At 60.6% G+C, this 23,183-nt stretch carries 23 protein-coding genes and 1 pseudogene; 15 read left to right on the top strand and 9 right to left on the bottom strand.

Going from position 1 to position 23,183, the window contains the following annotated elements:
* Window positions 1–165 precede the first annotated feature (165 nt).
* Window positions 166–1,008: an NAD-dependent protein deacetylase gene (locus ACRC4F_RS27300; RefSeq protein WP_438662150.1), complete on the top strand. Its 843-nt coding sequence runs from the start codon at window positions 166–168 to the stop codon at window positions 1,006–1,008.
* Window positions 1,009–1,126: 118 nt separating this feature from the next.
* On the opposite strand, the gene ACRC4F_RS27305 is transcribed toward ACRC4F_RS27300, so the two are convergent.
* A complete protein-coding gene (locus ACRC4F_RS27305; RefSeq protein ID WP_438662151.1) occupies window positions 1,127–2,029 on the bottom strand; it encodes a LysR substrate-binding domain-containing protein in 903 nt (300 codons plus the stop codon).
* A 151-nt stretch (window positions 2,030–2,180) separates the two neighbouring features.
* Between ACRC4F_RS27305 and ACRC4F_RS27310 the strand changes: the two genes are divergently transcribed.
* The 3 genes from ACRC4F_RS27310 to ACRC4F_RS27320 are packed head-to-tail and all read left to right on the top strand — an operon-like array spanning window position 2,181 to window position 4,774.
* On the top strand, window positions 2,181–2,879 hold the full coding sequence (locus ACRC4F_RS27310; protein ID WP_438662152.1) for a CoA transferase subunit A: 699 nt from the start codon (window positions 2,181–2,183) through the stop codon (window positions 2,877–2,879).
* A gap of 36 nt (window positions 2,880–2,915) precedes the next feature.
* A complete protein-coding gene (locus tag ACRC4F_RS27315; protein WP_007975748.1) occupies window positions 2,916–3,581 on the top strand; it encodes a CoA transferase subunit B in 666 nt (221 codons plus the stop codon).
* Between the two features lie 11 nt (window positions 3,582–3,592).
* Window positions 3,593–4,774, top strand: a complete 1,182-nt coding sequence (locus tag ACRC4F_RS27320) for an acetyl-CoA C-acetyltransferase (RefSeq protein ID WP_438662153.1) — start codon at window positions 3,593–3,595, stop codon at window positions 4,772–4,774.
* Window positions 4,775–5,015: 241 nt separating this feature from the next.
* On the opposite strand, the gene ACRC4F_RS27325 is transcribed toward ACRC4F_RS27320, so the two are convergent.
* On the bottom strand, window positions 5,016–5,618 hold the full coding sequence (locus tag ACRC4F_RS27325) for an NADPH-dependent F420 reductase (protein WP_438662154.1): 603 nt from the start codon (window positions 5,616–5,618) through the stop codon (window positions 5,016–5,018).
* 111 nt (window positions 5,619–5,729) lie between these two features.
* Between ACRC4F_RS27325 and ACRC4F_RS27330 the strand changes: the two genes are divergently transcribed.
* Complete coding sequence (locus ACRC4F_RS27330) at window positions 5,730–6,623, top strand: LysR family transcriptional regulator (protein ID WP_438662155.1); 894 nt, start codon at window positions 5,730–5,732, stop codon at window positions 6,621–6,623.
* Between the two features lie 132 nt (window positions 6,624–6,755).
* Here ACRC4F_RS27330 and ACRC4F_RS27335 read toward each other — a convergent pair whose 3' ends face one another.
* On the bottom strand, window positions 6,756–8,075 hold the full coding sequence (locus tag ACRC4F_RS27335; protein WP_438662156.1) for an Nramp family divalent metal transporter: 1,320 nt from the start codon (window positions 8,073–8,075) through the stop codon (window positions 6,756–6,758).
* A 281-nt stretch (window positions 8,076–8,356) separates the two neighbouring features.
* On the opposite strand from ACRC4F_RS27335, the pseudogene ACRC4F_RS27340 reads away from it, so the two are divergent.
* From ACRC4F_RS27340 to ACRC4F_RS27355, 4 genes and pseudogenes are all read left to right on the top strand, one after another.
* Window positions 8,357–9,145, top strand: a pseudogene (locus ACRC4F_RS27340) (hypothetical protein).
* A gap of 521 nt (window positions 9,146–9,666) precedes the next feature.
* Window positions 9,667–10,602, top strand: coding sequence for an aromatic amino acid exporter YddG (gene yddG / locus ACRC4F_RS27345; protein ID WP_438662157.1), 936 nt, complete (start codon window positions 9,667–9,669; stop codon window positions 10,600–10,602).
* An 81-nt stretch (window positions 10,603–10,683) separates the two neighbouring features.
* The gene (locus ACRC4F_RS27350) at window positions 10,684–11,355 is read left to right on the top strand and encodes a glutathione S-transferase family protein (protein ID WP_438662158.1); all 672 of its coding nucleotides are present in this window, start codon (window positions 10,684–10,686) and stop codon (window positions 11,353–11,355) included.
* Between the two features lie 284 nt (window positions 11,356–11,639).
* Entirely contained in the window at window positions 11,640–12,227 is a 588-nt protein-coding gene (locus ACRC4F_RS27355; protein WP_438662159.1) for a hypothetical protein, read from the top strand.
* 3 nt (window positions 12,228–12,230) lie between these two features.
* Here ACRC4F_RS27355 and ACRC4F_RS27360 read toward each other — a convergent pair whose 3' ends face one another.
* The 3 genes from ACRC4F_RS27360 to ACRC4F_RS27370 all read right to left on the bottom strand — a co-directional run bounded on the left by ACRC4F_RS27360 (window position 12,231) and on the right by ACRC4F_RS27370 (window position 15,227).
* On the bottom strand, window positions 12,231–12,947 hold the full coding sequence (locus ACRC4F_RS27360; RefSeq protein WP_438662160.1) for an alpha/beta hydrolase: 717 nt from the start codon (window positions 12,945–12,947) through the stop codon (window positions 12,231–12,233).
* 184 nt (window positions 12,948–13,131) lie between these two features.
* The gene (locus ACRC4F_RS27365; protein WP_438662161.1) at window positions 13,132–14,244 is read right to left on the bottom strand and encodes a succinylglutamate desuccinylase/aspartoacylase family protein; all 1,113 of its coding nucleotides are present in this window, start codon (window positions 14,242–14,244) and stop codon (window positions 13,132–13,134) included.
* A 203-nt stretch (window positions 14,245–14,447) separates the two neighbouring features.
* Window positions 14,448–15,227, bottom strand: a complete 780-nt coding sequence (locus tag ACRC4F_RS27370; RefSeq protein WP_438662162.1) for an ABC transporter substrate-binding protein — start codon at window positions 15,225–15,227, stop codon at window positions 14,448–14,450.
* A 245-nt stretch (window positions 15,228–15,472) separates the two neighbouring features.
* Here ACRC4F_RS27370 and ACRC4F_RS27375 point away from each other — a divergent pair, with 245 nt between their 5' ends.
* Window positions 15,473–16,117, top strand: coding sequence for a type 1 glutamine amidotransferase (locus ACRC4F_RS27375; RefSeq protein ID WP_438662163.1), 645 nt, complete (start codon window positions 15,473–15,475; stop codon window positions 16,115–16,117).
* Between the two features lie 156 nt (window positions 16,118–16,273).
* On the opposite strand, the gene ACRC4F_RS27380 is transcribed toward ACRC4F_RS27375, so the two are convergent.
* Entirely contained in the window at window positions 16,274–16,705 is a 432-nt protein-coding gene (locus tag ACRC4F_RS27380) for a rhodanese-like domain-containing protein (protein WP_438662164.1), read from the bottom strand.
* Window positions 16,706–16,807: 102 nt separating this feature from the next.
* Between ACRC4F_RS27380 and ftrA the strand changes: the two genes are divergently transcribed.
* Window positions 16,808–17,782 carry a transcriptional regulator FtrA gene (gene ftrA / locus ACRC4F_RS27385; RefSeq protein WP_438662165.1) on the top strand — a complete coding sequence of 325 codons (975 nt, stop codon included), beginning with the start codon at window positions 16,808–16,810 and terminating at the stop codon, window positions 17,780–17,782.
* 136 nt (window positions 17,783–17,918) lie between these two features.
* Here the strand turns inward: ftrA and cobF are convergent, their stop codons facing one another.
* Window positions 17,919–18,674: a precorrin-6A synthase (deacetylating) gene (gene cobF, locus ACRC4F_RS27390; RefSeq protein WP_438662166.1), complete on the bottom strand. Its 756-nt coding sequence runs from the start codon at window positions 18,672–18,674 to the stop codon at window positions 17,919–17,921.
* Window positions 18,674–19,234 (bottom strand): histidine phosphatase family protein, encoded by a 561-nt coding sequence (locus ACRC4F_RS27395; RefSeq protein WP_438662167.1) that lies wholly within the window; start codon window positions 19,232–19,234, stop codon window positions 18,674–18,676. The genes cobF and ACRC4F_RS27395 overlap by 1 nt, the downstream gene beginning before the upstream one ends.
* Before the next feature lie 341 nt (window positions 19,235–19,575).
* On the opposite strand from ACRC4F_RS27395, the gene ACRC4F_RS27400 reads away from it, so the two are divergent.
* The 4 genes from ACRC4F_RS27400 to ACRC4F_RS27415 are packed head-to-tail and all read left to right on the top strand — an operon-like array spanning window position 19,576 to window position 23,141.
* A complete protein-coding gene (locus tag ACRC4F_RS27400) occupies window positions 19,576–20,430 on the top strand; it encodes a MurR/RpiR family transcriptional regulator (RefSeq protein WP_438662168.1) in 855 nt (284 codons plus the stop codon).
* Between the two features lie 2 nt (window positions 20,431–20,432).
* Complete coding sequence (locus ACRC4F_RS27405) at window positions 20,433–21,077, top strand: isochorismatase family cysteine hydrolase (RefSeq protein ID WP_438662169.1); 645 nt, start codon at window positions 20,433–20,435, stop codon at window positions 21,075–21,077.
* Complete coding sequence (locus tag ACRC4F_RS27410; protein ID WP_438662170.1) at window positions 21,074–22,405, top strand: glutamine synthetase family protein; 1,332 nt, start codon at window positions 21,074–21,076, stop codon at window positions 22,403–22,405. Before ACRC4F_RS27405 ends, ACRC4F_RS27410 begins: the two co-directional genes overlap by 4 nt.
* On the top strand, window positions 22,389–23,141 hold the full coding sequence (locus tag ACRC4F_RS27415; protein WP_438662171.1) for an N-formylglutamate amidohydrolase: 753 nt from the start codon (window positions 22,389–22,391) through the stop codon (window positions 23,139–23,141). Before ACRC4F_RS27410 ends, ACRC4F_RS27415 begins: the two co-directional genes overlap by 17 nt.
* The last annotated feature ends 42 nt before the right edge of the window (window positions 23,142–23,183 follow it).

Here is a 23,183-nt window from a genome sequence, read left to right on the forward strand (position 1 = left end):
GTGAAACGAGGCTGCGATCTTTTGACTTTGGTTTTTTAAAAACAAGATCAAAAGATTGCAGCCTCGTTTCACTCGACAGCTGCTACAGGGGATCGAGGGGATCGCGCTCGGGCAGGTTGGCAAGTGCTACCCTGCAAACACTCAAGGTCCACCGGAGTGTTGAACATGCTCGACCGCCGCATCCGCGAACAACTCGATCGGCTCCAGCAGCTGATGGCCGATCAACCGTTTGTGGTGCTGACCGGCGCTGGCATCAGCACTCCGTCGGGCATTCCGGACTACCGCGACAACCAGGGCGTGCGGCGTGGCCGGCAACCGATGATGTATCAGGAGTTTCTGTCGGCCCCGGAATCACGCCGACGCTACTGGGCGCGGGCGATGCTCGGCTGGCCGCGGGTGCGCCAGGCTCAGCCGAACGTGGCCCACGAAGCCCTGGCCAGTCTGCAAAGCGCCCGGCAGATCAGCGGGCTGATCACCCAGAACGTCGACACCCTGCACGATCAGGCCGGCAGCCGTGACGTGATCGAACTCCACGGCAGCCTGCACCGGGTGCTGTGCCTGGACTGCGGGCAGCGCAGCGAGCGCGATTCGATCCAGCAACTGATGGAAGCGCAGAATCCCTATCTAGCCGGAGTCGATGCGGTGCAGGCGCCGGATGGCGATACGTTGCTGGATGCGGCGTTCGAGGCACGCTTTCAAGTGCCGCAATGTCCCCATTGCGCGGGTGAGCGGATGAAGCCGGACGTGGTGTTTTTTGGCGAGAACGTCGCGCAAGTGACGGCGGCCAAGGCGATGGCTGCGGTGGAACAGGCTGCGGGGTTGTTGGTGGTGGGGTCATCGCTAATGGCGTACTCGGCGTTTCGCTTGTGCCGGGTGGTGGCGGATCAGGGGAAGCCGTTGATTGCGATTAATTTGGGGAAGACTCGGGCGGATGATTTGCTGGATATGAAGATTGAAGCTTCATGCGAACAGCTGTTGCCGTTGCTGACCCAGCGCCTCTCTTCCTGACCCACCGCAAATCCGTGGGAGCCAGCCTGCTGGCGATTTGGTCGGCACATCCAGCATTCATGGTGACTGACACACCGCTATCGCCAGCAGGCTGGCTCCCACATCAGGTGGACGGTGATCAATCCATGGAAACCTGTTGGCCCAGGTTTTCTTCCTTCAGAATATCGAACAACGCCTGCGCCGCCGCCGACAATTCAATCCCCGGCTTGGTCAACACGCCAATCGCCCGCTCCACCACCGGATCGCGCAACGTAATACACCGCGCACCCAACTCGCGCATCTGCCCCGCGCACAACGCAGGCACAGCGCTCACGCCCAATCCACTGGCGACCATCCGCCCCACCGTCGCCAACTGATGGCTCTCGAACTCCACCGGCAATTTCATTCCTCGCGCCTGCAAGTGCTCTTCGAGCATCACCCGCACCGTCGACGGACGCTGCAAGGTGATGAACGGTTCCTTGAGCAAGGTCTGCCAATCGATGTCTTCCAGTTCGGCCAAAGGCGAATCTTTCGGCACCACCACAACGAAACGGTCCATGTACAACGGCGTGAATGCCAGCGATGAACTCTGAGTCGGTTCAAACGCCACCCCCAGCTCAACCTGCCGGTCGCGCACCATTTCCAGCACCTGCTCGTTGATCACGTCGTTCACCGTGACGTTGACATTGGGATAGCGGGCGCGAAAGGTCTTGAGGATCGGCGGCAGCAGGTTGCCGGCAAATGAGGGCATCGCCGCCAGGGTCACGCGTCCCCGCTGCAGGGTGAAACGCTGGCGCAGTTCATCCTCGGCGTTGTCCCAGTCGGCAATCAACCGGCGAGCCAATGGCACCAGCGATTCGCCTTCGGCCGTCAATGCCACATTGCGCGTGTTGCGGGTGAACAGCCGGCCGCCCAGCCCCTCCTCCAAGGCCTTGATGGTCAAGCTCAAGGCCGATTGCGACAGGTGCAACCGCTCGCACGCCACGGCGAAACTCAGGCTCTGCGCGACGGCCAGGAAGGCGCGGATCTGCTTGACTGTCATGACCGCTGGCTCCAACGTAGTACAGATGATTGATTGGTGAGTTTTATCTATCAATCAACCTTAAAAATCAACTTAACAAATAAATCCTCCAGCGAGACACTCCCATCCCATACGGCTAGCCAGCCGCCCACAAAGAATAAAAGAGGTGCATATGGCAGGTTTCGACAAGCGCGTGAGTTCCTATGAGGAAGCTCTGGCAGGTCTTGAAGACGGCATGACTGTGATCGCTGGCGGCTTCGGCCTGTGCGGTATCCCGGAGAACCTGATCGCCGAGATCAAGCGCAAAGGCACCCGTGAACTGACCGTGGTTTCCAACAACTGCGGCGTCGATGGTTTCGGCCTTGGTGTACTGCTGGAAGACCGGCAGATCAAAAAAGTCGTGGCCTCGTACGTTGGCGAGAACAAACTGTTCGAAGACCAACTGCTGAAAGGCGAAATCGAAGTCGTCCTGACGCCGCAAGGCACCCTCGCCGAAAAAATGCGCGCAGGCGGTGCCGGCATCCCCGCTTTCTTCACCGCCACCGGCGTCGGTACGCCTGTTGCCGATGGCAAGGAAGTGCGTGAATTCCACGGTCGCAAGTACCTGATGGAAGAGTCCATCACCGGTGACTTCGCCATCGTCAAAGGCTGGAAAGCCGACCATTTCGGCAACGTCATCTATCGCCACACCGCTCAGAACTTCAACCCGCTGGCCGCCACTGCCGGCAAGATCACCGTGGTCGAAGTCGAAGAAATCGTCGAACCCGGCGAGCTGGACCCGGCGCAGATCCACACCCCTGGCATCTACGTCGACCGGGTCATTTGCGGCACGTTCGAGAAGCGCATCGAACAGCGCACCGTGCGTAAGTGATCCCCTGCCCCCGGACCGAATGAAGGAATAACAACAATGGCACTTTCCCGCGAACAAATGGCTCAACGCGTCGCCCGCGAAATGCAGGACGGCTTCTACGTGAACCTGGGCATCGGCATTCCGACCCTCGTCGCCAATTACATCCCTGAAGGCATGGAAGTCATGCTGCAGTCGGAAAACGGCTTGCTTGGCATGGGTCCCTTCCCTACTGAAGAAACCATCGATGCCGACATGATCAACGCCGGCAAGCAAACCGTGACTGCGCGTATCGGCGCGTCGATCTTTTCCTCGGCCGAGTCCTTCGCGATGATTCGCGGGGGCCATGTCGACCTGACCGTACTGGGTGCGTTCGAAGTCGACGTGCAAGGCAACATCGCCTCGTGGATGATCCCCGGCAAACTGGTCAAAGGCATGGGCGGCGCGATGGACCTGGTGGCCGGCGCAGACAACATCATCGTCATCATGACCCACGCGTCCAAGGACGGTGAGTCCAAGCTTCTGTCCCAATGCAGCCTGCCGCTGACCGGCGCCGGGTGCATCAAGCGCGTGCTGACCGACCTGGCTTATCTTGAAATCGAAAATGGCGCATTTGTCCTCAAGGAACGCGCACCTGGCGTCAGCGTCGAGGAGATTGTCGCCAAGACTGCCGGTAAACTGATCGTGCCGGATCACGTTCCGGAAATGCAGTTCGCTGCCCAGTGAGGAATCATTCCATGCAAGAAGTCGTCATTGTTGCCGCCACGCGTACCGCGATCGGCAGTTTCCAGGGTTCCCTGGCCAACGTTTCTGCCGTTGATCTCGGCGCTGCGGTAATCCGCCAGCTGCTGGCGCAAACCGGCCTGGACGTTGCCGAAGTCGATGAAGTGATCATGGGCCAGGTATTGACCGCCGGTGCCGGGCAAAACCCTGCGCGCCAGTCCGCGATCAAGGCCGGCCTGCCGTTTACCGTACCGGCGATGACCCTGAACAAGGTCTGCGGCTCGGGCCTGAAAGCGCTGCACCTGGCCACTCAGGCGATTCGCTGCGGTGATGCCGACGTGATCATTGCCGGCGGTCAGGAAAACATGAGCCTGTCCAACTACGTCATGCCCGGTGCCCGCACCGGCCTGCGCATGGGTCACGCGCAAATCGTCGACACCATGATCAGCGACGGCCTGTGGGATGCGTTCAACGATTACCACATGGGTATCACCGCCGAGAACCTGGCGGAGAAGTACAGCCTCACCCGCGAGCAACAGGACGCCTTCGCCGCGGCCTCGCAGCAGAAAGCCACGGCCGCCATCGAAGCCGGGCGTTTTGTCGATGAGATCACGCCGATCCTGATCCCTCAGCGCAAGGGCGATCCGCTGTCCTTCGCCACCGATGAGCAACCACGCGCCGGCACCACCGCTGAAGCGCTGGGCAAACTGAAACCGGCCTTCAAGAAGGACGGCTCGGTGACCGCCGGCAACGCTTCGTCGCTGAACGACGGTGCCGCCGCCGTGATCCTGATGAGCGCCGAAAAAGCCAAGGCCCTGGGCCTGCCAGTGCTGGCGAAAATCGCTGCCTACGCCAACGCGGGTGTCGACCCGGCGATCATGGGCATCGGCCCGGTTTCTGCTACGCGTCGTTGCCTGAGCAAGGCCGGCTGGTCGATCGAGCAACTGGACCTGATCGAAGCCAACGAAGCCTTCGCCGCGCAATCCCTGGCGGTGGCCAAGGACCTGGAATGGGACTTGAACAAGGTCAACGTCAACGGCGGCGCCATTGCCCTGGGCCATCCGATCGGTGCGTCGGGCTGCCGGGTGCTGGTGACCTTGCTGCACGAGATGATCAAGCGCGACGCCAAGAAAGGCCTCGCGACCTTGTGCATCGGTGGCGGTCAGGGTGTAGCGCTGGCGATCGAGCGGGCGTAAAGCGTTCAACAGACTGTGCGGGGACCCACGAAGAGCTGCGCGGTCTGGTAACACTCCCGGTGTTTCTGAGTTGATCAGATACTTTGGTGGCGAGGGGATTTATCCCCGTTGGGTTGCGTAGCAACCCCAAAAAATCTCGGCAATTGTCCAGATTTTGGGAGTGCTACGCACTCCAACGGGGATAAATCCCCCCGCCACAGAAGCATCTGATCATCTCAGGTGCATCGGTTTTTTCTGGCCTTCAGGCAAATTTCACCAGGTTCAGCGTGGGCAATGGTCCGCCCGGAAACTGCGCCAGTCGCGCGCCAACACTCAATTCCCCAAGATCAATCCCGAAGAAGCCCAATCGCTCGGTCAACCCGATCACTTGAGCTTTCGCCTCGGCATCGTCGCCGGACACAAACAGCACTCGCTGACCGCCCTCCGCCGCCGGATCACTCTCCAGCAAACGCGCCGCCAGATGATTGAACGCCTTGACCACGCGCGCTCCAGGCACCCACTCGGCAAACACCTCGCTCGACATCCGCCCATTCAGATCAACTGCCTTGAACAACGGCGCCTCGATCGAATTGTTGGCGTCGATGACGATCCGCCCGGCGAAATCCGGCAGACCAGCCAACGCGACCGGCAGTTTCGACCAGTTGACCGCCACCAGCACGATCGCTTGTGCGGCCGCTTCTTCACGGGTTCCTGCGCGAGCCGTTGGCCCGAGTTCTTCCACCAATGAAGCCAGCGTTTCGGGGCCACGACTGTTGGCGATCACCACTTCAATGCCTTTGCGCGAAAGGGCCCGGGCAAACGCTGCACCGATGGCGCCGGCGCCGATAATTCCAATTTTTTGCATGATTATTCACTCCAAGAGGTTGTTGTTGGCGTGAATACTGCGCTTGCCATTAAGGCTTGATTAGACGGTAATGCCTTGAATGATTTTCAAGCCTTGCTATCAGGTGCAGCCATGGAAACCCTCGCCAACCTTGAGTCTTTTGTGCGCAGCGCCGAGACCGGCAGCTTTTCTGCGGCGGCCCGTTTGCTCGCGCTGACACCCGCCGCCGTCAGCCGCAACGTGGCAATGCTCGAACGGAACATCGGCGTGCGGTTGTTCCAGCGCTCGACCCGCCACCTCTCGCTGACCGAGGCTGGCGAGCGTTTCCTCGCGAGCATCAGCGGTAATCTGCTGGCATTACAGACGGCGATCAGCGCTGTGAGCAACGATCAAGGCGAACCTGCCGGCGTGCTCAAAGTCAGCCTGGCGCCAACGTTTGGCATCAGTCATGTGCTGCCGTTGTTGCCGGAATTCCTCAAGCGATACCCGCTCGTCAAACCGGAATGGCACTTCGAAAACCGTCAGGTGGACCTGATTGCCGAGGGGTATGACGCAGCCATTGGCGGCGGTTTCGAGTTGACGCCCGGGGTCATCTCCCGAACCTTGGCGGCGGCGCACGTCGTGGCCGTGGCCTCACCGGGCTACCTTGAGCAACACAGCCTGCCCGACAGCCCGGCAGACCTGGCCCGATTGCATGGCATCGTGATGCGCGGCACACGTACCGGACGGATCAGGCAATGGGTCATGCAGGATGGTGCGGGCAATGAGGCGCAGGCGATTCTCAACGAGAACATCGTGCTCAACGACCCGGCCGCCATGCGTGAGGCGGCGGTCCTCGGCCTGGGCGTGTCGCTGCTGGTGTTGCCGGACGTGGCGGCGAATATCCAGCGGGGCGAACTGGTGCGCCTGTTGCCGGACTGGCATGCCGACGCGGGGCCGATTTCGTTGTACTACCCGAGCCGGACGTTGATGCCGGCCAAGACCCGGGTGTTTATTGATTTTGTGGTGGAGGCGTTTCAGAAGTAGACCGCGTTATCGTTCATCGCGGGCAAGTCGAATCGTCGCACCGCCGCTCCCACAGGGATTTTGTATGCACTGGAAATCCATTGTGGGAGCGAGCCTGCTCCGGGCGGCGATCCGACGATGAGGCCAGCCCAGTCACCCCAAAAACTGAAAGATCAACCAGCTATTCGCCCCACTGATCACCACAAACAACCCCCACGCCAACACCCGCGTCGGCCAGCGATTCACCAGCGCCCCCATCAACGTGTGATCGTTGGTCATGCGAATCAACGGATACAACGCAAACGGCAACTGCAGACTCAACACCACCTGACTCAACACCAGCAACTTGCCGATCGCGTTATCACCCATCAACCAGACGCCGATAAACGCCGGGATCAGCGCCAGCCCGCGGGTAATCAGCCGCCGCTGCCAGCAGGGAATCCGCAGGTTCAGATAGCCCTCCATGATCACCTGCCCGGCGATGGTCCCGGTAAACGTCGAACTCTGCCCCGAAGCGAGCAACGCGACTCCGAACAACACACTGGCCAAGGCGCCGCCCACCAGCGGATCGAGCAAGTGATAGGCATCCTGGATGTCCACCACATCGGTATGCCCGCTCTGGTGAAACGCCGCCGCGGCGAGGATCAGGATCGACGCATTGACCAGCAGCGCCAACGCCAGGGAGCCAATGGTATCGATCCGCGCCAGTTTGACCGCATCCTGCTTGCTGGCCAGGTCCTTGCCGATCATTCGGGTCTGGACGATCGAGGTGTGCAGGTACAAGTTATGCGGCATCACCGTGGCCCCGAGAATGCCGATAGCCAGATACAGCGGCGCGGCATCGCCAAGGGCTGACAGTGACGGCGTGAAACCACGGGCGACGTCCGGCCAGTAGGGCTTGATCAGCAGCAACTCGACGAAGAAACACACGCCGATGGTGCTAACCAGCACCAGCATGATCGCCTCCAGTCGGCGGAAACCGCGGTTTTGCAGGGCCAGCACCAGCAGCGTGTCAAACGCGGTCAGCGCGATGCCGACGGTCAGCGAACAGCCCAGCAGCAGATGGAAAGCCAGCGCACAACCGAGCACTTCCGCCAGGTCGGTGGCGATGATCGAGATTTCCGCCAGCACCCATTGAGTCCGCGCGGTGCGGGTGCTGTAGCGCTCCCGGGACAGTTGCGCCAGATCCCGGCCCGTGGCGATGCCCAGGCGCGAACACAGACACTGCACCACCATCCCCGCGAGACTCGCCAGCAGCACCACGAACAACAGGCTGTAACCAAACCGCGAACCCGCCTCGATAGCGGTCGCCCAATTGCCCGGGTCCATGTAGCCGATGGACACCAGCAGACCGGGACCGGCAAAGCGCAGGACCCGTTTGAAGAACGACGCGCGCGGGTCAACGGCAACGCTGCCGGCCACTTCCGGAGGGCAAAACGGCGCCGTGCCGACGTTGGGCAAAGTGAATTTCACGCAAAACATCCAGAAACAAATGAGAGGAAGGCAGCTTAGACGTTTCAGCCGTTTCGGTGTACACGCAAAACCCTTTAGGAGCTGTCGAGTGAAACGAGGCTGCGATCTTTTGACTTTGATTCGTTAAAAAACAAGATCAAAAGATCGCAGCCTCGTTTCACTCGACAGCTGCTACAGAGACTGTAGTGCGACCGGGTTGTATACAAAACAGGGAAATCTGTAGAGCAATCCACCGCCAGCAATGCTAACGTTGCGGCCTCACTCAGGTCGGAGACGCGTGCGTGTTGATGCTTAAACTGCTGGTGATTCCTGGTTTTCTGTTGCTGATTTCCCTTGCGGGCAAACGCTGGGGCCCGAGCGTGGCCGGTTGACTGTCGGGGTTGCCGGTGGTGGTGGGGCCGATTCTGTTCTTCCTCGCCATCGAGCAGGGTGAAGCGTTCGCTGCTCAGTCAGCGACGGCGGCGTTGTCGGCGATGTTCGCGATGATCGCCTTCTGCGTGACCTACGCCCAGGTCGCGCAACGGGCGGGATGGCCGTGGGCATTGACGATCTCATTGTCAGTTTGGGCTGGCGTGGCAGTCGTGCTCTCACTGATTCCGCCCTCGTTGGTGTTCTCCGTGATCGCGGCCGCCACCGCACTGTTGGCGGCCCCGTACCTGTTCCCCAGCGTGCAACCCATCGTTTCCGGCCCGGCGCCGAAGTCCGACAAACTGCTGCTGCGGATGATTGCCGGCGCCCTGCTCACCCTCGCCGTGACGTTACTCGCCAGCACCGTCGGCGAACGCTGGAGCGGTCTGCTCGCGGTGTTCCCGGTGCTCGGCAGCGTGATGGCCGTGTTTTCCCAGCAAACCCACGGTCCGGCGTTTACGGCCGCATTGCTGCGGGCGACGGCGACCGGCATGTATTCGTTCGCGGCGTTTTGCCTGGTGTTGGCGTTGGCGTTGCCAAGGTTTGGGTGGCTCGGGTTTGTGCTGGCAGCGGGTGTGTCGTTAGCCATGTTGTTGATCACGAAACGACTGGCTGTGCGTCCTGAGCATCAAAGAGCCAAGAATAAGGAAAATATTGCTTAACTCGTTGCTAACTTCTGATGCTTTAAGTTGGGAAAGATGCCCGGAGGTTCCCACCGGACATCATCGTAAATACTTACAGGAATACCGGGTCAGACGTAAAGTCATTCGGTGGCGGCCCATCTTCTAAAGCACACACAACCACCTCAAGCTTACCCATGACATCTCTTGGCGGACTTGTTCGAATTGTGTATTCGCCGGGCCGCTCGTCTAGCATAGGAACAATCCCTGCACGTGCAAACTCCACCCATTCGGTACCTCTTTTGTAGTACGCGACGGCCATTGTCCCCCAACACAATCCGGAGAGTTCCAAGTCAAGAGCGTATTTCAGAATTGACGGCTTATTGATTGGCATATGTGTCGCTCCTTTCCTTACCGAAAACCGGCAAGTTTCGCAGCGATTGTTTTCGCCCTCGGTAACGCGGTCTAGCTGTCATATCTGACAGTTCAGACGAACGGTATGAGCGGATGCCAATATCAAGCTATACCGCATGGTGCCCGCTTATTGCCATGGAGAGGCGCTCATGACTGACTTGATCCCGGTATCCTCCACCCGAAAAACGCCCGGCTCAGCGACCGCTGTCGGCGTCGCCGCGATCATCCTCTGGTCCTGCCTGGCGCTGTTGACCACCCTCACCGAAGGCATTCCCCCCTTTGAACTGCTGACGCTCAGCTTCGGTATAGCGTTTGCGGCAAGCCTGGTGATTCTGGGTCGACGCGGGATCGCCGGCTTCAGCAGCTGGCGGCAGCCCTGGGCCGTGTGGGCGACCGGGTTCGTGGGCATCTTCGTCTATCACGCGCTGTATTTTTTCGCGCTCAAAGTCGCCCCGGCGGCCGAAGCCAGCCTGATCAACTACCTGTGGCCGCTGTTGCTGGTGCTGCTCTCGGCGCTATCGGCCGGGGAAAAGCTGCACAAACGGCAAATGCTCGGCGCGCTACTGGGACTGGCCGGCACTGCGTTCATCATGCAACAACACGGCCCGGAGGCTGGTGCAGCGATGCCCGTCGCCGGTTATCTCGCGGCGTTCGGCTGTGCGCTGATCTGGGCCGGTTATTCGGTGATCAACCGACGGTTCAGCGATGTGCCCAGCAGCATCATCGGCGGGATCTGCGGTATGTCGGCCGTGTCCGGCCTGATCTGTCACCTGGTCTTTGAAACCACGGTGCGGCCTGATCCCGGTCAATGGGCAGCGATTGTGGTGCTCGGCCTCGGACCGGTCGGGCTGGCATTTCTTGCCTGGGACCACGCCACCAAACACGGCAACCTGGCGACGTTGGGGGCGCTTTCCTACCTGGCACCGTTGATTTCGACGTTGTTGCTGATCGGCGTGGGACGCAGCGATGCCGGTCCGATCCTGATCGTCCCCGCGGTGTTGATTATTGCCGGGGCGGTGATCGCTACGACGCGAGCAAGCGAAAAAGCCCTCGCAATAACACGTTCGATTATTCCGAACGAGTAGAGCAAGAAGCTCGCACGTCAATCGAACAGGTTTGCCTCACCATCAGCCTCAGTTCCTAACCCACTGACTGAGGCCTACACCATGAAGTTCTTTTTCCACCCTTCGCCGAACCCGATGAAAGTTGCCCTGCTGCTTGAAGAACTGCAAACGCCTTACGAATTGATCGGCGTTGACACCTTCAAGGGCGAACAACATCTGCCAGCCTTTTTGGCGATCAACCCGAACGCCAAGGTTCCGGCCCTGGTCGACGGCGATGCCACCGTGTTCGACTCCCAGGCCATCCTGCTGCACCTGGCGCAAACGCATCAGCGCTTCCTGCCGACCTCCATCACCGGCCAGGCCGAGCTCCTGTCATGGCTGATGTTCATCGCCACCGGCCTGTCGCCGTTCTCGGGTCAAGCCGTGCATTTCCTGCACCACGCACCGGAAGACCTGGCCTACGCGAAAAACCGCTACCTCAAGGAAGTGGAGCGTCACTACCGCGTGCTCGACCAGCGCCTGGCCGATCATCAATACCTGGCTGGCGACACCTACAGCATCGCCGACATGGCGCTGTGGGGCTGGGCCAGCTACGCGCCGTACATCCTCGGCGAGAACGGCCTGGCGGCCTACCCGAACGTCAAGCGCCTGTTCGATGAAATCAGCGCCCGTCCGGCGGCCCAACGTGCGCAGGGTTTGAAAGAGAAACTGGTGTTGAAGGCCGAGTTCGATGAAGAAACCCGGCGCAACCTGTTTCCGCAAAACCAGGCGTAACCCTGCTGTAATCGCAGCGGCTCTGTGAGAGCGAACCTTTGTGGCGAGGGGATTTATCCCCGTTGGGCTGCGAAGCGGCCCCGAATCCAACACCGCGGTGCATCAGATACACCGCAGGCAATGGTTTTACGACTGCTTCGCAGCCGAACGGGGCGGTGCGACGTTTCGCTAAATCCCCTCGCCACTAAGGTTCACTTCCACAGGTCTCGCAGGCTCGGGAGCTGCTACAAATCGTGTTCCATGGGATGATTGCGGCGAATGCGCGATCATCCCTGGAGTTTCCGATGTCATTGTTGAGTAAAAAAGCCGTTGTCCTGTTGCTGACGGCGGCCGCCAGCCTGGGGGCTTTGAATGCCTATGCCGCCAAGGCCACTGCCAGCGACAAAGCGCCTGCACAAGAGGTGTCGATGCTCGGTGGCAAGTTCAAGTTCACCCTGCCCAAAGGCTTCATCGCCAACCCGTTGCCGGCCGGCGACGCGGCTGCCGGTACCGCCGGGGCAACGGGCACCATGTATACCAACGAGGCCACCAAAACCGTGGTGATCGCCGCTGAAAACACCATCCCCGGTGGCGCCAACGTCAAGGACAACGACGGTCCATTCCTCGACTCCGCGGCGGCCGACTTCGCCACCGAACAAGCCAAGGCACTGCCGGACTTCACCAAGCTCAGCGAAAAAAGCCTGACCCAGAAAGGCACCGGCCTGGGCCTGCGGCAGATCGACAGCACCGCTACCCAGGGCGGCGGCAAAACCCTCGACACCACACTGATGGCCGCGTCCAACACGCGCATGGCGATCGTTCAGGTGATTTCCCGCCTCAGCGACAATGGCGGCCACGAAACGCTGGTCAAACAGATCGTCACCGGCAAATAAGTTTCAGGGATTGAGGCGCTGCAACCAGGCGCTCAAATTCTGCATTTCAGTGGCACTGATGCTGTGACCGACGCCTGGGTAAGCGTGAAATTCAGGCTTGAGTGAGAGGCTCTGCAGCAGGCTGTCGGCCTCGGTGCCGTCGATGTACGGCAAGCGTTTGTCTGCCGTGCCATGACCGATAAAAATCGCCAGCTTCTGGCGTTTTTCATCCGGTTTGAGCTCGGATCTCAGCACCGGCAGAATCCGCCCGCTCAACGCCGCAATCCCGCCCACCGCCTCGGGATGACGCAGCGCCACCTCGTAGGACATGATCGCGCCCTGGCTGAAACCCACCAGGAACACCTTGTCGGGTTCGGTGTGATATTTCTTCGCCGCCTGTGCGATGAAGTCCAGTAGTACCTGGCCGCTGGTCTTCAAATCATCGGTCTCACCGTTGTAGGCGCCCTGGCCTTTCTGGCGAAACCACTGGTAGCTGCCCTCTTCCATCGTCATCGGCGCACGCACGGACAGGAAGTTGTATTGCGCTGGCAATTCATCCTTGATGTCGAACAGGTCCCCCTCGTTACTGCCGTAACCGTGGAGGAATATCACCAAAGGCTGATTGCGGGTTTCGGGGTTGGCCTGCTCCAGGTACTTGAGCGGCAGATCAGTGTGTAGCGGAGTTTGAGCGTGGACGGTGGCGGACGCCAGCAGCGTCAGCAGGGCGAGAAACTTCAACATAAACCTTCCTTCACGGAGCGCAGGATTCGGGGGAGAGCCTAACACTGTGAAGCTTGCCGAGGGACATTCGGCGCTGCTGATGCAGTCATCGCGGGCAAGCCCGCTCCCACAGGTTTTGTGAACACCGCAAATACTGTGGGAGCGGGCTTGCCCGCGATGAGGCCCGAAAGAACAGCGAGAATTCTCAATCGTTAATCAGTTTGCCAACCCGAATCGGCTCACGCCCCGCCACCTTCGCCTGCCACGTTCCCGGCTGCGTATACCGCCCGCGATCAATCGCAAACAACACGCCACTGGTCCCGGCGCGTACGGTGGTCACACGGTCGCTCAGCGGATCGACGACCTCAAACAGCGCCTCGCCCTTCTCCACCCACTCGCCCGAATCCCGCAGAAAACTCACCACCCCGTGATGCGGCGCGAACAGGTATTCGGTGCCCTCGAACGGCATGCCTTCGCAGCATTCGCTCGGTGCCGCAGGCCAGGTACCGCTGATGAATCCCTGCTCGGCGAGGAACCCGAGAATCGCTTCGCAATTGGCCTGAGCCTGTTCAACCCGGGTGTCGCCCATGCTGCCCAGTTCCAGCGTTGTGGCCAGGTTGGCCGGCGGAATCGCCGCTTCGGGGAAGACCCGCGCCAGACGCAACCAAGGCGAAGAACAGGACTCATCAAATGAACTGCCGCCGGAATCTTCACAGAGCAACGCCACCCCGGCCTTCAGACGCGCGGCCAGGGATTGCCACTGCGGCCAGTGTTGCGGCAAGGCATACAGATGAATCGCCGCATCGAAATCGCAATGCAGGTCCAGCGTGATGTCAGCCTCACAAGCATGGCGCAACAGCAGGCGGTGCATGGCTTCCAGCTGCGAGGCCGGTGCCGGCAAGTCGTCCAGGACGCGGCCCATGGTCTGGCGAATCAGCGCGATGTTGGCCTGCTCGTCTTTACCCAAACGGTCGCCAATCAACTCGGCCACCGGGGCGCTCAGTTCAACGAACGAACGGTTGAAGTTCTTGCCGCTGCCCAGTTCGAAGCGGCCCATGTGGCTGCCTTGCAGGTGCTGGTCGAGGCCGATCGGATTGGCCACCGGCACCAGCTCGATCACGCCCTGCAACTGGCCGTTGGTTTCGAGTTCGGACAGACGCTTCTTCAGCTCCCAGGCCGTGCGCATGCCGGGCAATTCGTCAGCGTGCAGGCTGGCCTGGATGTAGACCTTGCGAGTGCCCGCGCCATAACGAAACACGCTGAGGGTGCGTTCGGTGCCCAGGTGGCTCCAGGGCAGTGAATGGTCGATGCGTTGCATGGGGACTCCGATATTAGAGGCACTGATATCACCTGTAGGAGCGAGCCTGCTCGCGATGGCGGTGGGTCAGCTGGCATTGATGTGGACTGCCACGCCGCCATCGCGAGCAGGCTCACTCCTACAAGGGATCTCATTTCAACAGAGAGCGCGCATAAAAAAAGTGGCAACCGCGTCAACGGTTGCCACTTTTTTGAACGGCGTGATTAATGGCCGTAAACGTCAAAGTCGAAGTACTTGTCTTGCACTTGCTTGTACTTGCCGTTGGCGCGGATTTCGGTGATGGCGGTGTTGAATTTGTCTGCCAGCTCGGTATCGCCTTTGCGCACAGCAATACCGGCGCCGCCGCCGAAGTACTTGGCGTCTTCATAGGTCGGGCCGACGAAAGCGAAACCTTTACCGGCGTCGGTTTTCAGGAAACCGTCGTCCAGGTTGACCGAGTCGGCCAGCAGCGCGTCAACGCGGCCAGAGACCATGTCCAGGTTGGCTTCCTGCTGAGAGCCGTAGCGAACCAGCTCAATGCCGGCCGGCACCAGCACTTCAGTGGCGAAGCGGTCGTGGGTACTGGCGCGCAGCACACCGACTTTCTTGCCTTTGAGTTCGGTCAGCGGGTCTTTGATGTCGGTGCCTTGCTTCATCACGAAGCGAGCCGGGGTGTGGTAGTACTTGATGGTGAAGTCGACGTTCTTCTTGCGATCGTCCGTGATGGTCATGGACGACAGGATCGCGTCGATTTTCTTCACTTTCAGTGCCGGGATCAGGCCGTCGAACTCTTGCTCGACCCAGGTGCACTTCACCTTCATCTGCTCGCACAGCGCGTCGCCGATATCGACGTCGAAACCGGTGAGTTTGCCGTCAGGGGTTTTCATCGAGAATGGCGGGTAACCGGCTTCGATACCGATGCGGATCGGCTTGGCGTCATCGGCCACGGCGGTCAGGGACAACATCGACAGTGCCAGGGCACCAAACATCACTAGCTTCTTCATTTATAACTCCTGTGTGCGGAGGCTTTTATTGGCAGCTTTCGAATGACTTTCGGTCGGTGAAGATCGAAGTGGCCGGCAGTCTAGAGCGGCTTTCACAGGGCAAATTGTGTTTAAGCGACAAATACTTATAGAAAAGTGGCCGGCGAATTCAAAGCGCTTGAAGCGTGCGCCAAGGCGGTGCAAGGACTGTAGGACAAGCCCTTTTTTCAGACAAAACCTACACGCAAAAACTACAGAGAGCACCGATGCCGACATTGAATCTGATCCAGCACCACCCCGCCGAAGGTCCAGGCGCCATTGCCGATTGGGCCGATTCTCGAGGGGTGACGCTGAACGTTTTTCGCGCCGACCTCGGCCAGTTGCCGCCGGTGGGTGCGGCGCCCGTGATCGTTCTGGGTGGGCCTTATGAATCCAGTGCCGGGCCGGCGTGGCTGGAAGCAGAGCGGCAGTGGCTGGCCGCAAGCCTGGATCAAGGCGCGGCGGTGTTTGCGATTTGTCTGGGGGCGCAGTTACTGGCGCTGAGTCTGGGCGGGAAAGTGCGGCGGATGGATCGGAGCGAAACCGGCTGGACCCCCGTGACGTTCGTCGATGGCCAGACGTTGAAGGTGCTGGAGTGGCACGAAGATGCGTTCGACCTCCCGCCCAACGCGCAATGGCTGGCCAGCAGCGAACAATGTGAACAGCAGATGTATCGCGTGGGGCCGACTCGGGTGGGCTTGCAGTTTCACCCGGAGTGGAATGCGGAGTCGGTGGCGATGCTTAATGAACACTTCGCCGAGGAATCACCGCTGCCCCGCGGGCAACAGGACAGCGCCGCCCATGCAGCCGTGTTTGAGTGGTTGCAGGTGACGCTCGATGGGTGGTGGGCAGCGTCTACACGTCTTCGCTGAATTTAAGGATTAATGGGTATCTGTGGCGAGGGAGCTTGCTCCCGCTGGGTTGCGTAGCAACCCCAAAATCTCGGCAACTGTCGAAGTTTTTGGGAGCGCTTCGCACTCCAGCGGGAGCAAGCTCCCTCGCCACATTTGTTCAGTGATGTCCGAACGTCAGCATTCGCAACCGATGGCAGTAGCAGGCCGTGGCACCGCTACACTCAACTCAAGCCCTTCATCCAGCCACCCGGTCACGCCGCCGATCATTTCCTTGACCGGATAACCCAGCGCCGCCAGTTTCACCGCCGCCTTGTGCACGCCGTTACAGTGCGGCCCGGCGCAATACACCACAAACAAGGTGGATGTCGGGTAGTTCGCCAGGCGCTCGGCGGTGAGCAGGCGTCCCGGTATGTTGATCGCGCCCGGCACATGCCCGCGTTCGAACGCCAGCGGTCCGCGCACGTCCACCAGGACAAAATCCACTTCGCCGGCCTGTTGGCTGCTGTACACGTCGGAACAATCGGTTTCATAGGTAAGACGGTTGCTGAAGTGCATCAGGGCAATGGCCGAAGGGGCTGCGGGAATGGCGCGGACCAGGCTGGTCATGGGTGGTACTCCAACGTCTTGAGTGGGTGTGAGAAGACTTTATCCGCCTGCCACTTGCAGCTACAGTGGCGCACAAGACACTCACCGGGAACTTTCCGCCAAATGCAGCCCAACCCTGGATTGGTCGCAATTCTGGCCTACGACGGCCTCTGTACCTTCGAATTCGGCATCGCCGTGGAAATCTTCGGCCTGGCGCGGCCGGAGTTCGATTTCCCTTGGTATGCGCATCGCATCGTGGCGGTGGATCAGGGCCCGATGCGCGCCATGGGCGGCATTCAGGTCCTGGCCGATGGCGGCATGGAACTGCTCAAAGACGCCCGCACCGTCATCATTCCCGGCTGGCGCGACCGCAACGCGCCGGTGCCTGAACACTTGCTCGCTGCACTGCGCCAGGCCCATGCGCGGGGTGCGCGGTTGCTGTCGATCTGCTCCGGTGTTTTTGTACTGGCGGCGACCGGCCTGCTGGACGGTCACGGCGCCACCACCCATTGGCGCTACGCCGCAGAACTGGCTGAACGCTTTCCGAATATTCTGGTGGACCCGGACGTGCTCTACGTTGATTCCGGTCAGGTGATCACCTCGGCGGGCAGTGCGGCAGGGATTGATGCGTGCCTGCACCTGGTGGCGCGAGATTTCGGCACTCAAGTGGCCAATTCGGTGGCACGGCGCCTGGTGATGTCGCCTCAACGCACTGGGGGTCAGGCGCAGTTTATTCCGACGCCCGTCAGCCCGACGCCGCGCAGCGACTTGTCCCGCGTCATGCAGTGGGCGCGGGAGCGCTTGCATGAGCCGCTGGAGGTTCGCGAACTGGCGAGCGAGGCGGCCATGAGTGAACGGACGTTCCTGCGCCGGTTTACCGAAGCCACTGGCATGCCGCCCAAGGCGTGGTTGCAGCATGAACGGTTGGCGCGGGCGCGGGAGTTGCTGGAGAGCACCGGGCAAAACACCGAGCAGATTGCCGAGCAGTGTGGGTATCGGTCGGTGGAGAGTTTTCGCGTGGCGTTTCGCGGAGTGGTGGGTGTGCCGCCTTCGGTGTATCGGGAGCGGTTTGGGCGTGGGGTCAAAGCCATCATTTGAGGTGAGTTTCAGGGCGCCATCGCGAGCAGGCTCACTCCCACATTTGATCCGTGCTGGTCGCAAAATTTGTGTTCACAACAGATCCAATGTGGGAGTGAGCCTGCTCGCGATGACGTCAGCCCAGACACCGCTGCCCTTAAGGCTTACGCAACAGGTACGTATCCATAATCCACCCATTCTCCACCCGTGCCGCTTTTCGCACCCGCTCAATCTCATCCGCCACATCCTTGAGCTTGCCGCTGATCAAAATCTCATCCGGCGTTCCCAAGTAAGCCCCCCAGTAAATCTCCGTCTCCTGATCCGCCACCTGATGGTAGGAATCCTCGGCGTCGAGCATCACCACCAGGCTGTCGGCATCGCTCACCTGCCCTGCTGCCAGGCGCCGGCCGGTGGTGATTTCAATCGAGCGGCCGATGCGATTCAGCGGCACTTTATGCTGCGCCGCTAGCGCCTGAACGCTGGTGATACCGGGGATCACTTCATACTCGAACGCACAACGGCCCGAGGCCAGGATCGCCTGCAATATCCGCAGGGTGCTGTCGTACAGCGCCGGATCGCCCCACACCAGAAAACCGCCGCACTGGTCGTCGGAGATTTCCTCGTTGATCAGCCGTTCGAAGGTTTGCTGCTTGGCGAGATTCAGATCGTCGACACTGGTCCTGTAGTCCACATCCCCGCGTTCGCGCTCCGGGCTGTGGGCTTCGACAAAACGGTAGGCGTGATCGGTGATGTAGCGCTCGCAGATCTCACGGCGCAGGTCGATCAGCTTGTCTTTGCTCTGGCCCTTGTCCATCAGGAAAAACACGTCGACCAGGTTCAGCGCCTTCACGGCTTGCATTGTGATGTAGTCGGGGTTGCCGGCGCCGATGCCGATGACCAGAAGCTTTTTCATCAAATGACTCCTTCAAGCAAACGCAGCCGCCAGCGGCCGGTGAACCGTAATTCGATGGCCGACAACGGCTCGACGTCGATCAGGTTGAATGCCGACGCCTGCAACACCTGTGTCAGTGCCGCGCGAATGACAAACGGGTGAGTGATGGCGAGGATATGCCCCGGTGTTGCCTCGAGGGACTTGAGCCAGAGTGCCACGCGCTCAGCGAGTTGTACGACCGACTCACCACCATGCGGCGCCGAGGCCGGATCGTCGAGCCAGGCTTGCAGCGCCTCGGGCTCGGTCTTTTGCAGGTCATCGATCCGCGCGCCTTTCCAGCGTCCGAAATCGCAATCCCTTAGCGCCGAGACGATTTCAACCTCATTGCCGAACAGCTCGGCCGTCTGTCGAGTGCGCAACTCCGGGCCGCAGAGCAGCCGTGGCGTCCCCTTGAACGGGTCGCGACGCGAACCCTTCGCCGATTGCCAATCCATTTCCAACGGCTCATTCGTAGGAAACGTCGCCAATTTTTGTGCGACGGTTCGAGCGTGGCACGTCAGGGTCAAACGGGTTGCCTGCACGGATTATCACCCTGTCGATGAAATGGTAAACGGCACGACGCCGCGAATAATGACGCAATTGTGCCGCAAGACGCTTGATCCAGGGCGTTTCGTTTAAATCGACAACCATAGGGACGCGAGTCCAGTAACCATTGAAATTCGGCTATCTCTTACACCCTTATGGGTGATGGACTACAAAGCCAGTCGACTTCCGTGTAGCCCGCAGCGCACGGCCTTTTCGCCTCTTTTTTGACGCTGGAAAAACCATGGAAAAATTCGCTAGACATGTAGCGTGCGCTACATAAATACTGTTTTAGCAATTTATGAAACAAAACCGACATACCCATCCAGCAGGAGCCCGGATGCCCTCTCTCAGAGACCTGATCACCGATCCCGGCCTGGACCTTACGCCGTCGGAACGCAAAGTCATTCGTGCCTTGCTGGACCAGTACCCGCGTAACGGGCTGGGGCCGATGTCACGGTTGGCCGAGCATGCCGGTGTCAGCGACCCCACCATCGTGCGACTGGTAAAAAAACTGGGGTTCAGCGGGTACGCCGACTTTCAGGATGCCTTGCTCAGCGACATGGACCACCGCCTTCGGTCCCCCAGCACCCTGTTGCAGCTTCGCTCTCAGCTTCAGAAAGGCGACGCATGGAGTCATTACCTCGCGGACACCCATCGGGCGCTGGTGGATACGCATGCCCTGACCCAGCCCGAAGATGTGCGGATCCTGGCGGATTGGCTGCTCGATACCCGCCATCAGGTTCACTGCTTTGGCGGGCGCTTCAGCAGTTTCCTCGCCAATTATTTACTCAACCATTTGCGCCTGCTGCGCCCGGGCTGTTTCACCCTGGAAGACAACGCGCAACTGCCCGACCGGCTGTTCGACGTGCAGCGTCAGGACGTGGTGCTGGTGTTCGACTATCGCCGCTATCAATCACAGGCATTGCGCGTGGCCAACGCGGCGAAAAGCCGATATGCCCGCGTAGTGTTGTTCACTGACATCTATGCTTCACCGCTGCGGGAAATGGCCGACCTGATTATCAGTGCGCCGGTGGAATCGGTGTCGGCCTTCGACACCATGGTCCCGGCGCTGGCCCAGGTCGAGGCGCTGATTGCCTGCCTGACCCTGCGCAGTCCGGAGCTGGCCGATCGCCTGGAAGGCATCGATGCCCTGCGGACCGACTTCGACACCCACCTGCTGGAGGATAAATAAGGATGTTCACGCTCCCCCACCACTCGCCCCGGGACTTGCCGTTCAGTGCCGACCACACCGCGCTATTGCTGGTGGACATGCAGCGGGCCTGGCTCGAACCGCAGTACGACCCGCACCTCAACGGGCCGGACGGCGAATACTTCCTGACCCGCACCCACATGCAGGTGGTGCCCAATCAACGCCGGTTGCTCAGTGCCTTTCGCAGCGCGCGGCAAAACGTGCTGCACACGATCATCGAAAGCCTGACCGCCGATGGCCGCGACCGCTCGCTGGACCACAAACTCTCGGACATGCACTTGCCCAAGGGCAGCGCGCCAGCACGGATCATCGACGACCTGACGCCGGCAGAAAACGAAATGGTCCTGCCCAAGACCTCCTCTGGAGTATTCAACTCCACCAACATTGACTACGTGCTGCGCAACCTTGAAACGCGGCATCTGATCATCGCCGGCATCGTCACCGACCAGTGCGTGGACATGGCCGTGCGTGACGCCGCGGACCGCGGCTACCTGGTGACGCTGGTGGAAGATGCCTGTGCGACCTACACGCCGGAGCGTCATCAAGCCTGCCTGAACGCGATCAAGGGTTACTGCTGGATCACCGACACTCAGACCGTGATTGGCCGGTTGCAGGAGATGCAAGCATGAGCGAACGCCTGTCGCCGCTGCCCATGACCACCATCGTCACCACCGACCTGATCGGCGTGACACGCGGACGCTCGTTTCCGACGGACGAACTTGAACACTACGTGACGACGGGCTGCGGCTGGGTGCCGGCCAACAGCGCCCTGACCCCGCAAGACATCATTGCCTCCACCAACCCGTGGGGCGCTTATGGCGACTTGCGCCTGATGCCCGACCTGAGCAGCCGGGTGACGGTGAGCAATGGCCCGGATGCCACGGCGCCCGCGCTGGACTTCATTCACGGCGACATTTGTGAAACCGATGGACGCCCGTGGGGCGCCTGTCCGCGTACGCTGTTGCGCAATGAACTCGACCGATACCGCGCCGAGTTGGGTTTGCAGGTCAACGCCGCGTTTGAACATGAATTCAACCTCAGCAGCGGCGCGGTCGATCAACTGGCGTTCTCCCTCGAGGCCCAGCGTCAGGGCGCCGAGTTCGGTGGCTGGCTGCTCAGCGCCCTGCGCGCCGGCGGTGTCGAACCGGAAATGTTCCTGCCTGAATACGGCAAGCATCAATACGAAATCACCTGCCGCCCGGCACTCGGTGTGGCGGCGGCGGATCGTGCGGTGAACGTGCGCGAGATCACGCGCGAGATCGCCCGGCAGATGAGCCTGGACGTGAGCTTCGCACCGAAGACGTCCGAGCATGCCGTGTGCAATGGCGTGCATCTGCATGTCAGTCTGCTGGACCTGGACGGCCAACCACTGATGTACGACGCTGGCACCGTGAATGGCCTGTCGACCCTCGGCCAGCACTGGGCCGCCGGCATCCTGCATTACTTGCCGGCGCTCTGCGCGTTTACCGCGCCGACTCCGGTGTCCTACGAGCGACTGCAGCCGCATCACTGGAGCGCCTCCTACGCCTGCCTCGGTCAGCGCAACCGCGAAGCGGCGCTGCGGATCTGCCCGACCGTGAGCCTGGGCGGCAAATCCGTGGCGGCGCAATACAACCTGGAATTTCGCGCCATGGACGCCACGGCGTCGCCGCACCTGGCCATGGCCGCACTGCTGATCGCCGGTCGCCTGGGCATCGAACAACGCCTGGCCTTGAACGCGATCACCGATGATGTCCCCGATTCCCTGAACGAAGAACAACGCCAGGCCCGAGGCATCGTCGCCCTGCCCGCTTCACTTGCCCAGGCGCTCGAGTGCCTGCGCAACAGCGAGGCGCTGATCGAAGCCCTGCCGAGCGCGTTGATGGACACCTGGTTCGCCCTTAAAACCGAGGAACTGACGCTGACGGAACAGCTGTCGCCCGCCGAATGCTGTGAGCACTATGCACGCCTGTACTGAATCCGCCGAACTCGGTCTTTTTACCGAGCCCGCGTACACCCTGAGCCGCGAAGACTCGGCGCACCCGTTGATTCTGGTGTGCGAACACGCCAGCCGCTTCATCCCGGCGGGGTTGAATGACCTGGGCCTGAGTCACGACGCGGTGCGTGAGCATATCGCCTGGGACATTGGTGCCCTGGCGTTGGCCAGGTGCCTGTCTGAAACACTGGGGGCGACCCTGCTGGCCGCCAATTACTCGCGCCTGTTGATCGACCTTAACCGGCCACTTGATGCCCCGAGCAGCATTCCACCGCAGAGCGAGATTTATCAGATACCGGGCAACCAGCATCTGGACGAGGTCACGCGCGAGTACCGCCGCGAATGCCTGTTCAAACCGTTTCATGCCCGGCTGCAAACCTTGATCGACCAGCGTCTCGCACAAGGCCGACCTGTTCGGGTGGTCGGGATTCACAGCTTCACCCCTGTTTACCACGGCCAGCCGCGCGCACTGGAAGTCGGGGTGTTGTTTGGCGAAGCCAAGGGCTACGCCCAACGCTTGATTGACGGGTTGAGCCGGCATCCATTGAGGGTCGCCGGTAATGAGCCCTACAAAATCAACCCGCAGGGCGACATGACCGTGCCGGTCCACGGCGATGCACGGGGGCTGGAGTCGGTGTTGATCGAGGTGCGCAACGATCTGTTGCGCACCCCAGAGGACGTCAATCGCTGGAGCACTTTCCTGGCACCGCTGTTGTAACAAACCGCAGCAAACCCGCAGCGTGCAGCTGCTTTCATCCCA

It is taken from the genome of Pseudomonas sp. (assembly GCF_051660785.1).
Taxonomy (GTDB): domain Bacteria; phylum Pseudomonadota; class Gammaproteobacteria; order Pseudomonadales; family Pseudomonadaceae; genus Aquipseudomonas.

Excerpts from the sequence above, each read along its gene's own strand:
- ACRC4F_RS27320 (WP_438662153.1), top strand. The coding sequence starts at position 3,593 with ATGCAAGAAGTCGTCATTGTTGCCGCCACGCGTACCGCGATCGGCAGT.
- ACRC4F_RS27365 (WP_438662161.1), bottom strand. The coding sequence starts at position 14,244 with ATGCAACGCATCGACCATTCACTGCCCTGGAGCCACCTGGGCACCGAA.
- ACRC4F_RS27350 (WP_438662158.1), top strand. The coding sequence starts at position 10,684 with ATGAAGTTCTTTTTCCACCCTTCGCCGAACCCGATGAAAGTTGCCCTG.
- ACRC4F_RS27305 (WP_438662151.1), bottom strand. The coding sequence starts at position 2,029 with ATGACAGTCAAGCAGATCCGCGCCTTCCTGGCCGTCGCGCAGAGCCTG.
- cobF (WP_438662166.1), bottom strand. The coding sequence starts at position 18,674 with ATGAAAAAGCTTCTGGTCATCGGCATCGGCGCCGGCAACCCCGACTAC.
- ACRC4F_RS27375 (WP_438662163.1), top strand. The coding sequence starts at position 15,473 with ATGCCGACATTGAATCTGATCCAGCACCACCCCGCCGAAGGTCCAGGC.
- ACRC4F_RS27310 (WP_438662152.1), top strand. The coding sequence starts at position 2,181 with ATGGCAGGTTTCGACAAGCGCGTGAGTTCCTATGAGGAAGCTCTGGCA.
- ACRC4F_RS27380 (WP_438662164.1), bottom strand. The coding sequence starts at position 16,705 with ATGACCAGCCTGGTCCGCGCCATTCCCGCAGCCCCTTCGGCCATTGCC.
- ACRC4F_RS27415 (WP_438662171.1), top strand. The coding sequence starts at position 22,389 with ATGCACGCCTGTACTGAATCCGCCGAACTCGGTCTTTTTACCGAGCCC.
- ACRC4F_RS27400 (WP_438662168.1), top strand. The coding sequence starts at position 19,576 with ATGCCCTCTCTCAGAGACCTGATCACCGATCCCGGCCTGGACCTTACG.
- ftrA (WP_438662165.1), top strand. The coding sequence starts at position 16,808 with ATGCAGCCCAACCCTGGATTGGTCGCAATTCTGGCCTACGACGGCCTC.
- ACRC4F_RS27315 (WP_007975748.1), top strand. The coding sequence starts at position 2,916 with ATGGCACTTTCCCGCGAACAAATGGCTCAACGCGTCGCCCGCGAAATG.
- yddG (WP_438662157.1), top strand. The coding sequence starts at position 9,667 with ATGACTGACTTGATCCCGGTATCCTCCACCCGAAAAACGCCCGGCTCA.
- ACRC4F_RS27410 (WP_438662170.1), top strand. The coding sequence starts at position 21,074 with ATGAGCGAACGCCTGTCGCCGCTGCCCATGACCACCATCGTCACCACC.
- ACRC4F_RS27360 (WP_438662160.1), bottom strand. The coding sequence starts at position 12,947 with ATGTTGAAGTTTCTCGCCCTGCTGACGCTGCTGGCGTCCGCCACCGTC.
- ACRC4F_RS27370 (WP_438662162.1), bottom strand. The coding sequence starts at position 15,227 with ATGAAGAAGCTAGTGATGTTTGGTGCCCTGGCACTGTCGATGTTGTCC.
- ACRC4F_RS27355 (WP_438662159.1), top strand. The coding sequence starts at position 11,640 with ATGTCATTGTTGAGTAAAAAAGCCGTTGTCCTGTTGCTGACGGCGGCC.
- ACRC4F_RS27405 (WP_438662169.1), top strand. The coding sequence starts at position 20,433 with ATGTTCACGCTCCCCCACCACTCGCCCCGGGACTTGCCGTTCAGTGCC.
- ACRC4F_RS27330 (WP_438662155.1), top strand. The coding sequence starts at position 5,730 with ATGGAAACCCTCGCCAACCTTGAGTCTTTTGTGCGCAGCGCCGAGACC.
- ACRC4F_RS27300 (WP_438662150.1), top strand. The coding sequence starts at position 166 with ATGCTCGACCGCCGCATCCGCGAACAACTCGATCGGCTCCAGCAGCTG.
- ACRC4F_RS27325 (WP_438662154.1), bottom strand. The coding sequence starts at position 5,618 with ATGCAAAAAATTGGAATTATCGGCGCCGGCGCCATCGGTGCAGCGTTT.